We start from the raw sequence: 7,532 nt of genomic DNA on the forward strand, positions 1-7,532 counted from the left end.
GGCGCGCACGATGCCGAAGAAGGTGTTCTTGTTCCGGTCGCGCTTGCCGGTCATGCACTTGAAGGAGAAATGCCCCTTCGCCGGCGCATCGCCGATCTCGAGCAGGACATTGCCGAGATAGGCCTGCCGGTAGACTTTGCGGGTGGACTTGGTGAACTTGAGCTCGGCGCCGACCATTTTGGCCTTCGCGCTCAGGTCCTTGAACTCGTCGGTGCCCAGCGTCAGGATGGATTCCGGATTGGTCGGGTCGAGCACAAGATAAGCCGGCACGCGCTCCCACCACTGGATGCGGACCATCGTCACGCACTCGTCGTCCTCGTCCTCTCCGGTGTTTTCCTTGTCGTAGGTGGTGGCGTTGTTGTGGTGCGGCTCCTCGCCTTCCTTCTCATCCGCGAGCCATGTGGCGTTGTAGTCACAATCCTCAAAGGGTCGATCGGGATCACCCGGACACAGAGCGCGGGCCTCATCCATCGGCACATCGCGCCGGATATGGAACACACGCCGCGCGTCCACCAGGTTGCGCTTCTTGGCGCCACTGTCCCAGCCCATTTCGAGCGGGTCGGTGCGGTCAACCTTCGGGTCGCCTTCCGGATTATCCTCGTAGTCGAGCCGGGTCTCGGTCCAGCCCATGCCGCAGACAACCATGTCGCGGAAGGCGTCCGATTCCTCGTCCTCGGCGTCGCACTGCTGCCGGAACCACTTCGCGGCAGATGTGAGAAGCTCGTTCTTCTTCACCACGCCTGGCGTGCGGGGCAGGAACTGCACCTCCTGGCGATTTCCGACCTCCTGGCCGGCCACGCTATCGACGGTCGTCCCGATCCGGTTGAAGATGACGATCGGGCGCTTGGCGTCCTTCAGGATCGCCTTGTCTTCCTCGGACAGTTGCTCGCCGGACTCGAAATCAAAGTCCTCCCGCGCCTCGCGGCGCCAGTTGACCTGGCCCTTGCTGTTGTAGTCGAGCTTGATCCAGCCCTTGAGCTTGTCGAAGAGCGCATCGGCGTCCGATGGCGTCTCCTTGCCCTCGTCGTAGCCGCCCCCAGCCCCGTCCGCGTCGTTCAGCATTCAGCAGATCCCGATGATAGGGGCTTGTCGTAGCATTGGCGCGGAAATGGATTTCCCATCAGACGCTCTGCCAGGATCCGCCGCCGCGGGATCGCGACCGCGAATAGGGCACATGGGCCGCCGGCGCATACGGCGCCTCGTAGCAGACGGCCATCAGGCCGAAGCCGTCGGCCGCGTGCGAGCTCCAGTCGTGCTCGGGGCCAAGGCCGATGTTACGGGCCGCGTCCTTACGTTCATGGTAGTAGCCGAGGGCATCGAGACCGCCCTCCACCGCTGGCGTCTCGGAGAACCAGCAGAACGGAAAGACGCGGCGCACGGCCTCAACGCGCATCATGGCCGCGCCGCGACCTTGGTTCGGGAGTGGCTCCGGACACTCGAAGCCGGCCTGGCGCCAGAGGTCCACGTAGCGATTGCCGTTGTAGACGGCGTGCGTGCCGTCATGCGGCAGCTGGATGATCGCCCGCTCGTATTTCCGGGCGCGGAGCTCGTTCACATAGTAGTCCAGCGGCTGGCCCATGCCCTCGATGTAGTCGAGCACGCGGATTTGAGGTCCGACCCATTGGGTGACCCAAATCGACATCGCGTCGGCCTCGGCTCCTGCGCCTCCGATGTCCACAAAGATTTTTAGCGGAAGCAGCGGATCGGCCGGGATGATACCCTTGCCTATGCGCCCCTGCGCCCGCGCCTCAATGATCTGCTTGGCGAAGTAGGCACCTTCGAACGCACGCGCATATTCGCCTTCGTAGGTGTGGCCGTAGCGCTCTGGATAGAGCTTAAGCTCGGTGAGTCGCTCTTCCTCGGCGCTCGCATTCCAGAAAGGGTTATCTCGCCAATTTGCCTCGACGACAACAGAACCGCTAGGAGGGCCATTCTCCCCGCGGAAGAAATCATCGACAGCATCGTTTTTCCTGGTCGGGTTCCAACTCGCCCAAATCTGCGAATCCGGCCATCGATGGATGGTCGCGCGAAGCAGGGAGAGTGAGCGCGCGGAGAAGGCCTGCCCTTCATCGATCCAGGCGCGGCGGAAGCCTTCCAGCGATTTCACGGATTCGGCGGTGTAATCCCGCATGCCCTTGAAGATGATGATGCCGTCTTTTGGCGTCTCGATCACGTCGCGAAACACCTTGAAGCCGTCGGCCTCACTGAGACCATGCTTGGCGAGCTTATCCTCGATGATCATCTTGGAGCTCTGCGTCAGATCCTTTTGGACCTCGCGCAGACACACCATTCTCAAGCCTATCCCGTAGTCGCCCGGAAACCGGACGCCTTCATCGATCGCGAGCTCGCCGAAGAAATGCGTCTTCCCGGATCCACGGCCGCCATGGGCCGCCTTGTATCGCTTCTCCTCAAGGAGCGGCACAAACACGCGTGGGGTCTGGATGCGAAGCGCTTTCAATATGAATGCCCCACATGCCAGCCGCCGCAGAACTTGCAGGGATACGGCTCGATGTTGTCCTCGCCCTGACCGCGGCTGAGCCTGTCAGCGTGGGCCTCGGCGGCCTTAAGGGTGAAGTGGCGCAACTTCGAGAAGCAGGATCGGTCCATGTGTAGCCGACGGCTTAGTGCTGCGCCTTCGAGCTTCTGCATGGGTCACGCCGCCGCCATTTCGCCGGCCATCATCGCCCGCAGCTTGGCCTTGTCCTCGCGGGACAGCGCCCAGCCGCCATATCCCCACTCGGTGCGGACCTCGATGCCGACCTTGCGCAGCGCGCGCTTGACCTTCACCATTTGCACGTCGATGAGCTTGGGCTCGGGGTGGTCGCATTCCGGCCGGTTGCCGAACAGGACGATGAGCAAAGCATCACGGGTTGCCACGGCGCGCTTGAGCATGAACCCGACGATTTCGGCCTGTTGCGGCGTTGCATCCAAGACCGTGAGCAGCCTGGACACGTCGTCGTTTCCGACGCCCAAGAGGGCTTCGAGCTCAACCAAACGGGTACGCAACGCCTCCTGCTCTGCTTCGGTCATTCAGGCCCCCGCCTACGACGCCTCTGATGCTTTCGGCGCATCCACGATGACGCGCTCGATCTTGGTTATGCTCTGCTGAATCGGGCCGCCATCGGCACCGGTGTGCTCCTGGACGATCTTGTCGCCGAATACCTTGGGAAGTGCCTTGGAGAGGAGCCACTTACGGGTATCGACGCGAAGCCGAGAACGCGCGATCACGTCATGGTTGGTGGCCTCTTGGCCCTCGTCCGTCTTGTAGGTGTCGTTCGAGCCATCGTCGGCGATCTCAAGGGTTTCATCGGCCATCGCCATGTAGCCGATCTCTCTGGAACGCGCGTACTGCGCGGAAAAGCCCTCTCGATCGTCCAGAGCCCATCCCCTGACGGTGCTTTCAGATGGCATAGCCTCATCCCTGCACACGGCACGTAGGGTCTCCCCCGCTGCAAGGCGGGCGCAGATCGAGGCGGCCAGTTCGGCTGTATAGTCGGAGGGGCGCCCCATCTTCACCCTTTCGCCACCCAGCCGGTGACGCAGCCGAGGCTGAAAGCAACGCACGTCAGGACCGGCCAGAACCAGGCCTCGATGTATTCGAATGCGGGCGATATGGGGAAGAACATCAGAGCCGGCTATCGACGATGACTTCGCCGCCCTTGGCCTTGAGCCAGACACGACGCTTGGCGCCGGCGGGGAGAACCTTGGACAACTCGTGGGCGATGAACTTCAGGGTTTCTTCGGACATGGTTCCGTCTCCTGTTGCGGGCTCTCAGCCCAGATCGTTGGTGAACTGTCCGACGCTGGCGAGAAGATCGTCGGCCTCTGCAGCCACCTTGTCGCCCACGCTGTTGAGGGCGGCTGTGGCCTGGTCCATCTTGGCGAATGCGTCCTGGAGCTTGGCGTGGCCGTCGGCCATGGCGCGCTTGCGCTGCTCCATCATGTCCTTGAGCGACATGCCGACATGCGAGGCGCCTGTGATGCTCATGGGAGCGTCCTTGGTTTCTTCCGCAATGAGCGGAACGGATGGAAGTCGCACTGCGTTGCGGATGGCCTGCTCGATCTCGTCATCCGATGCGAACGCCGTCGTCGAGGTCACCACACTGCCGATCGTGAACACCTGTCGGCCGTTGGCGAGCTGCATCGTCAGCCCGTCGATTCCGTGGATGTCGGCCATGCGCGCGCGGAGATCGTTGATGCTCATGAGCGCAAGGATCGTAGTGATTTGTTAATCCGACAAACCCGAAGGCGCATCTTCTTCGGATTTCTGGGGATATTCCTTCGCCTTGAACGCGAGATCGTAGTGAGCGTAGTGGTGACGCAGCTGCTCGAGGTTCGGCGCCTGCGCTTTCGGTTGCATCGGCTTCTCGTCCTGACCTATCCCCCAATCGTTGCCGTACTTTGCCTTGAGCTGTGCCATGGTCGGCCGCTCGCCTCTGTCAGCGCGCTCGCGCATCTCGACCTGCTCCTTGACGCGCTTGAGCCGCGCCTCGTTCTCCAGGATTGGCGCATAGGCTTGGTGGCAGGCCTCGAAGACCTCCTTAACCGTCGGGAGCCAATCCTTCTTGGACGGGAGGCCGGTGACCGGATGCGTGATCGACGTGATCACGTCCCGTGGAAAACGCGCCAGCACGGCCGTGATCGCCGCCACGTAGGTTTGCGGATCGTTGGCGTCACCCGTGCGATAGCAGCCGAGGAGGAGCTTGGCCCTCTGAGCCGCGTAGCTCGTCAGATCCTCCGAGGTCGTCGAAGTCGGCAATCCGCTGGTTGAGGTCGTCAATGGCCTGAATGACTGCGCTTTTTGGCTTTCCATGTCTCGTCACCGTGAGGGTTGGGGCATCTCGAATTTCGACTTGCGGGAGCGGCGCGGCCTGGCGCGCGTGCTCCTCGGCGATCGCGTTCTCGAAGAACTGCACGCTGTTTGCCGGCGGCCCGCGCTTGCGGGCTGCAGCTGATGTCACGGCAGCGATGATGATTTCGGGCTTCCAGCCTTGGGCCAGCCAAGTCGCGATGCGGTTTGGAGCGCCGCACCATCCCGGAGGCCAGAAGCTGCGATCGTGTCCGGCGATGACCAGCAGTCGCTCAGCGAGGTCGAACGATGGGTTCGGATTCGCCCGCGCGTCATCAGCAACATCAATTCTGGCTTCTGGCTTCTGGGCTTTATCCTCCCCCTTATCCGGGGGGTTAACCCCACCCTTAACCTTGCCCTTAAGGCCAGGGTTGCCGCCGCCCTTCCCGTTCTCCTTATCCTTGATCGCCTTCGCGTGGTCGCGCCGCATGCGACGGGAATAGATCGTTCCATCGTCATCCCGACTGAAGACACCATTGCCTTCGAGCTCCATCAGGAGCGTCGTGCAATCCTTCTCGGTAATGGCAGCGAGGCCAGCGAGCTGCTTCTTGTCGATGCGTCTGCCGTTGACCAAGAGAGACCCGTAGGGCTCAGCATCATGCATGACGCACATCATCTCTGCCCAAAGCCCACGTGCGGCGATCGAGCATAGCCGCAGCGTCGGCTCCGAACGCCAATCGGACGGATAGAACTTCATCCATGGCTGCTTCACAGGCTTCAAGCGAGCATTCCCATGGCATGCATGTAGCGCTCGAGGATCGCATCCGCCTCGGCGCGCTCGTTCGGGTCCTGCTTGCGCATGCGCACGATGGTGCGCAACGCCTTCACGTCGTAGCCATTGCCCTTCGATTCCGCGTAGATGTCGCGGATATCATCCCCAATGGCCTTCTTTTCCTCTTCGAGCCTCTCAATGCGCTCAATGATGGAACGAAGCTGGTCCTTGGCGATCTGTGTGACCGGCTCGCTATTGTGTCCGATTGTCGGCTCGCTCATCCGTGTTCTCTGGGCTCGAGTTGTTGGGAACGCGGTGGGGATACACTGGGGGATTTTCGCTCAGCCACTCGATGATCGAATGGTTAGGTTTGTCGAAGTCTGGCATGACGTAGGACCAGCCAGAGGCCCACCAGATCGAGGCGCCTTCGGTTGGGATGGATTTGCGGATGCCCATCATGCTGCTTTCGGTCTCTTCCTCATGATCAGGACTTTCTCGAAAGCCTGAACGCGGAGGCGAATGCGCTCGCGGGACTTTGGAGGAGCGGCCCTGAGCTGGCGCTGGAGGTCCTTGAGGATGTCACGGGGGCGCGTCTTCATTGCTGGGCTCCTGTGATGGTCTGGAAGAGGACGGAGAGATCGTGCGCGAGTGCCAAATCGGCGCGCGAGTCCGCCGGTATCTTGCGGACGGCATGGAGCACAGTGGTGTGGTCACGCCCGCCAAATCTGCGGCCGAGCTGCGGGAGCGAATGAGGCGTCAGCTCCTTGGCGAGATACATGGCAACCTGCCGCGGCTTGACGATGTCCGCGGTACGCCGTGGAGAAAGGAGGTCGACCATCTTCACGTCGTAGTGCTTGCAGACGGCCTTCTGGATGTCTCTGATGCTCGGATATTGCGGCCCCGGCTCAGCGGCGAGAACAACAAACCAATTCGGCCCAGATGGCAGGATCTCAGTGTCGGGCGTGACGACCTGCGCCTCCGGCGTTCGGATCAGCGGCGCCTCAAGCGCTGCAACCGGCAAGGCGGCAAGCGCAATGCGTGTCTTGCGGTCGGCGAGCTCGGCCGCCTTTGCAGCGATGGTCTCTCGGAAACTGCGACTGCGATCGATCGCCTTGCGCTGCGTCGGCGTCAAGTCAATGGCGTGCATATTCATGTCCCTGCCCTTTCTCATTGGCCCGCGGTGATGATGCCGGCGGGCGTACTGCCTACGGATCTTTGCCCAGATACGGGCCGCCTACTCTTCCTTCGGAAGAATCTCCGGTGCGATCTCCGCCGCCAATCGCGCGCGCCGCAGAGACGAACTCATCAATGCGCTTCCGATCCAGATCCGGATTGACGCTGGCAAGCGCTTGAGCGTGCCGACTAAAAAATTCCGCAACATTAAGCGCATCGCATTTCGCCCTTTGAATCCTTGCCTCCTGTGCCGCCGCCAGGAGTTTCATTCCGACTGAGTGGCGCGGGTCGTCGTGCTCGCCGTAGTACAACGCCTTGATCTGGCGATAGGTCACGCCGGCATGCCGAGCGGCCCGAGCTAACCAGCTCTTGCGGTTTCCCCCGAATGGACCGGCAATGATGCCGATCTCGTCCGGCCAATTGATCGCTTGTTCCATGTCTTCGGCCTTCTTTTCCGGCATTCCGGATACTCCTCATGGTTCATTCTGGGCCATGAGCTACGCGACACACGACAACGACAACGAAGAGTTCAGTTTCATTTCGCTGGCCGCAGCAACGGCCAACGTCGTGAGATACCTAGAAAGCAGCGAAGATCATCATCCCGACAGCAAGCGGGATGCTTCCGAAGACGACAACGAGCGCAAGAAGACCGCCGACCACCGCAAGGCCGTCGAGCAGGGACTGCGCAACATCGAACGATTTGAGAGCCGGTACAGGAGAGCGGATCGATCCTGACGGCAGAGGAATTTCGGCGCGGGAATTGTATTGCTTTCCTTCGCCACGAGAGCCGGACTGCGC

Annotated in this window: 10 protein-coding genes and 2 pseudogenes; 1 reads left to right on the forward strand and 11 read right to left on the reverse strand. The window is 61.6% G+C overall.

What is annotated here, in order from left to right:
- The 11 genes and pseudogenes from IVB46_RS02630 to IVB46_RS02675 all read right to left on the reverse strand — a co-directional run.
- Positions 1–1,062, reverse strand: a pseudogene (locus IVB46_RS02630) (hypothetical protein); the annotation flags it as partial.
- Between the two features lie 58 nt (positions 1,063–1,120).
- Positions 1,121–2,458, reverse strand: a complete 1,338-nt coding sequence (locus tag IVB46_RS02635) for a phage terminase large subunit (protein ID WP_247341906.1) — start codon at positions 2,456–2,458, stop codon at positions 1,121–1,123.
- A gap of 194 nt (positions 2,459–2,652) precedes the next feature.
- Positions 2,653–3,030 carry a winged helix family transcriptional regulator gene (locus tag IVB46_RS02640; protein ID WP_247341909.1) on the reverse strand — a complete coding sequence of 126 codons (378 nt, stop codon included), beginning with the start codon at positions 3,028–3,030 and terminating at the stop codon, positions 2,653–2,655.
- A 12-nt stretch (positions 3,031–3,042) separates the two neighbouring features.
- Positions 3,043–3,510 carry a terminase small subunit protein gene (locus IVB46_RS02645; RefSeq protein WP_346016108.1) on the reverse strand — a complete coding sequence of 156 codons (468 nt, stop codon included), beginning with the start codon at positions 3,508–3,510 and terminating at the stop codon, positions 3,043–3,045.
- 115 nt (positions 3,511–3,625) lie between these two features.
- Positions 3,626–3,748: a hypothetical protein gene (locus IVB46_RS44820; RefSeq protein ID WP_256468540.1), complete on the reverse strand. Its 123-nt coding sequence runs from the start codon at positions 3,746–3,748 to the stop codon at positions 3,626–3,628.
- Positions 3,749–3,772: 24 nt separating this feature from the next.
- Complete coding sequence (locus IVB46_RS02650) at positions 3,773–4,204, reverse strand: hypothetical protein (protein ID WP_247341914.1); 432 nt, start codon at positions 4,202–4,204, stop codon at positions 3,773–3,775.
- Positions 4,205–4,228: 24 nt separating this feature from the next.
- Positions 4,229–4,651 carry a hypothetical protein gene (locus IVB46_RS02655; protein WP_247341917.1) on the reverse strand — a complete coding sequence of 141 codons (423 nt, stop codon included), beginning with the start codon at positions 4,649–4,651 and terminating at the stop codon, positions 4,229–4,231.
- A 22-nt stretch (positions 4,652–4,673) separates the two neighbouring features.
- Positions 4,674–5,546 carry a hypothetical protein gene (locus IVB46_RS02660; RefSeq protein ID WP_247341920.1) on the reverse strand — a complete coding sequence of 291 codons (873 nt, stop codon included), beginning with the start codon at positions 5,544–5,546 and terminating at the stop codon, positions 4,674–4,676.
- 20 nt (positions 5,547–5,566) lie between these two features.
- Positions 5,567–5,842: a DUF2312 domain-containing protein gene (locus IVB46_RS02665; protein WP_247341923.1), complete on the reverse strand. Its 276-nt coding sequence runs from the start codon at positions 5,840–5,842 to the stop codon at positions 5,567–5,569.
- Positions 5,843–6,156: 314 nt separating this feature from the next.
- Positions 6,157–6,444 (reverse strand): annotated as a pseudogene (locus IVB46_RS02670) (helix-turn-helix domain-containing protein); the annotation flags it as partial.
- Between the two features lie 322 nt (positions 6,445–6,766).
- The gene (locus IVB46_RS02675) at positions 6,767–7,195 is read right to left on the reverse strand and encodes a hypothetical protein (RefSeq protein WP_247341927.1); all 429 of its coding nucleotides are present in this window, start codon (positions 7,193–7,195) and stop codon (positions 6,767–6,769) included.
- Between the two features lie 31 nt (positions 7,196–7,226).
- Here IVB46_RS02675 and IVB46_RS02680 point away from each other — a divergent pair, with 31 nt between their 5' ends.
- Entirely contained in the window at positions 7,227–7,469 is a 243-nt protein-coding gene (locus IVB46_RS02680; protein WP_247341930.1) for a hypothetical protein, read from the forward strand.
- The last annotated feature ends 63 nt before the right edge of the window (positions 7,470–7,532 follow it).

Source organism: Bradyrhizobium sp. 61 (assembly GCF_023073075.1).
Classification (GTDB): Bacteria; Pseudomonadota; Alphaproteobacteria; order Rhizobiales; family Xanthobacteraceae; genus Bradyrhizobium; species Bradyrhizobium barranii.